General features: G+C 61.0%; 2 protein-coding genes. One reads left to right on the top strand and one right to left on the bottom strand.

What is annotated here, in order from left to right:
• Positions 1–1382 (bottom strand): cache domain-containing protein (locus ACFFAR_RS07280; protein WP_375507697.1); only part of this gene is annotated, 1382 nt, incomplete at its 3' end.
• Positions 1383–1741: 359 nt separating this feature from the next.
• Between ACFFAR_RS07280 and ACFFAR_RS07275 the strand changes: the two genes are divergently transcribed.
• The coding region (locus ACFFAR_RS07275; RefSeq protein WP_375507696.1) for a DUF6351 family protein at positions 1742–3387 on the top strand (1646 nt) is incomplete at its 3' end.

Genomic DNA, 3387 nt, shown 5'->3' with positions numbered 1-3387 from the left:
GCCCTGTTGGCTGGCGTGGGCCTGTTCGCCATCCGCATGACGAGCTGGGTGATCGCGACAAGGTTGCTGCGAGCGTCGGCGTGCAGTCCTCTGTCCATCATCTTGATGGCGTTGTCGGTCAAGGTTCTTAATGCCGCCAGTGGCTGGTTCAGCTCATGGGTCACGCCAGCGGACATCTGGCCGAGCGTCGCGAGCTTGGCCGCCTGCACGAGACCGTCCGTTGCGGATTTCAGGGCCTGTTCCGCACGCAGGCGTTCCTGCACTTGCGCGGTCAGCAGCGCGTTTGCATCGACGAGATCCTGGGTCCGGGACACCACCTGGTCTTCGAGACTGAGCTTTGCGAGTTCCAGTGCCTGCCTGCTCGCCTTGGCATGCACATGCGCCCGTCTGCGCTGGTAAAAGACCACGATCAGGCTGGTGATGAAGAGGACCGCGAGCGCACTCGCCGCAGCCGCGGTTCGCGCCGACGTGACGATCGGCACCACGCTGCTCAATACCATCACGCTCCAGTCGGTGCCCGGAACGAGCCGGGTCTGGGCCAGGTACAGCTCCCGCACCTTCGGGTCGACGTGACCGCCTTCGCTCTTTGCGCTCTCGATCAGCATGGCGTCCGCGGTGAGACTGCGGATCTCCTTGAAGCCGATGGTCTTCATGATGCCGTCTTCGTTGTATTGACGTGTATCGACCAGCTCCTTTCGAGCGCGTGCAGATAGCGGCCTCAAGGCCTTGTATCGCCATTCGGGAACCGTGCTTAGGAAGGCGATGCCATTGCCGTCGAGGACAAGCAGGCGTTCGTCGCTTCGCAGCCAGAAGTCGTGCAGCGAGTCGAGGTTGATCTTGACCGCAGAGATGCCGACTATCTCGCGGCCGTCGCGCACGGGTGTCGAGAAGTAATAGCCCGGCTCCGCGCCGGCGGCGCCTATGCCGAAGAAGTGGCCGTTCGAGCCCGCGTTCGCGCTCTTGAAGTACGGCCGATATGAAAAATCCATTCCGACGAACGAGTTCTTTTCTTGCCAGTTGCTCGCGACGATTGTCCTGCCGGTTCGATCTATCAGATAGCTCGCGGTTGCCTGCGCGGCTTTGTTGACGTGGTCCAGATAGTCGTTGACTGCGGAGATCGACGCACGATCCTTGACCGGTTGTTTCATCAAGCTTATGACGTCACGGTTCTGCGCGATGACAGCGGGCAAGAACGCATAACGTGCAAGCTCCCCGCGCAGCGAGTCGACGTAAAGGTCGAGCTTGTGCCCCTCCGATTCCTGCAACGACGAAGCCGCAACCCGCTCGCCATAGCGATAGCCGAATGCGCCCGCTGCGAGCACGCATCCGAGAACGGCAAGCAGTACAAGCAGGCGCGCACGAACGTAGGAGCGGGTCGTCATTGCATGAGCACTCGTGTGGAACGAGTGGAGTTTGACTACACCCCTGTGGTTTGCGATATCAGTGTTTGCATTAGGTCGCATGCCGGCAGGCGACTTCGCGTGACTCATGAACAGTGCCGCAACAGTGGCGGCAGGACGCGACCGTCCCCGAACCCGTGATCGGGTAGCGGTTCCATTACGGATTTCCGGGATGCTGCGGGGGTGGCCTGAGTTCACACATCAAAAAACATCAGTTAAATCAATGCATATCAGGAGTGCTGCCCAATCGCGCGAATTGGCATGGACGTTGCCTTGTGAGTCCTGCCCGATAAAAGGCGTCGTCGGGTGAAGACAACAAAATTACCTCTCCCGGAGGAGACATGCTAATTACCCTGATGCGCGGCATACGTCGCGCGAGTATCCCCGTTTGTCTTGGAAGAGTTCTCGCCGGGGGCGTCGCCGCCTTCATGATTGCGGGCTGCAACAGCGGTTCCGACGACGGAAAACCGTACGCCATAGCGGTTACATCGCTGTCTTCCACGCCGCAGTACGTGTCGGGCGGCAGCGCGTTGATCCAGATTGCGACGAACGCCCCGGCGGCGCAGGCGGTCGTGGTCAAGGTCAATGGCACTGACGAATCCGCCGCGTTCAAACCAACCGCTGTTGCCGGCGTCTACCAGGGCGTGGCCACCGGCATGGCGACCGGCGGCAATACGATCGTCGCGTCGATCGGCACGACCAGCGCGTCGCTCAACGTCACCAATTACCCGATCACCGGTCCGATCATCTCGGGTCCGCACCTGAGCCCGTTCCTCTGCCAGACGCAGGCTTTTGCGTTGCCTGACGCAAGCATGCTCGGTACGGCTACCGATGCCGACTGCTCCGCGCCCACGAAGGTGACCTATATCTACATGCCTAACGGTGGCAGTGCGTTCAAGCCCATGCCGAGCACGACAGCGCTGCCCGCCGATGTCTCGACAACCACGACGCTCAGCGGCGCAAAGGTGCCGTTTGTCGTCCGTGTGGAGACCGGCACGATCGACCGCGGCATCTATCAAAATGCGGTGCTGCACGATCCCACCACCGAGGCGCAACCGACTCCGCTTGCTCCACCCAAGGCGTGGAACAAGCGGCTGATCGGTATAGAGGGATTCGGCTGCCCGGGCGGCTGGTACATTCAGGGCGGCGCCATAGGCAACCTGGCGATTGCGGGTTTCAACCTGAGCGACCTCGATCCCACCCGGCTCGGCGAAGGGTATGCGACCTTCAGCAACACGTTGCAGCATGCATCGAATAGCTGCAATGCCGTCCTGTCCGCGGAAGCCGCCATGATGAGCAAGGAACACTTCATCAAGACCTTCGGCGTGCCTGATTTCAGTGTCAGCGAGGGATGCTCCGGCGGGTCCTACGGCAGCATGCAGCCTGCGGACATCGTGCCCGGTCTGTTCGACGGCGTGCTTGTCATGTGCACCTTCCCTGATCCGTTGGCGATTGCATTTTCCGGCTCGGACGGTCATTTGCTGACGCACTACTTTGCCGTGACGAATCCCACCGGGTTCTCGACGGTGCAACAAGTGGCGGTCTCGGGCTATAAAGGCCTGCAGGCCTTCTACGATGCCGCCAACCAGGCCGGCCGCACCGATCCCATTTCGTCGCGGGTCGATATCTCGGGTTATGTTGCCGGGACCTGGAACACCATCGTGCCCGTGGGCCTTCGCTACGATCCGAACTCGAACCCGAAGGGCGCGCGTGCCGATGTGTACGACTGGAACCGCAATGTGTATGGCATAGACCCGAATACGGGATTCGCGCTGCGTCCGTTCGACAATACAGGCGTCCAGTACGGTCTCGCCGCGCTCAACGAAGGCTCGATTACGGCGGACCAGTTCATCGACTTGAACGCGAAGATCGGCGGTTATGACGCGGACGACAACTACATCAGCACGCGAACATCCGGCGATCCGGGCGCGATCCAGCGGATGTACAAAAGCGGTCTTCAATTGAGCGGCAACGGCGGTTTGTCGTC

It is taken from the genome of uncultured Caballeronia sp. (assembly GCF_964243625.1).
Classification (GTDB): Bacteria; Pseudomonadota; Gammaproteobacteria; order Burkholderiales; family Burkholderiaceae; genus Caballeronia.
This window is presented reverse-complemented; position numbering and strand designations above follow the sequence as displayed.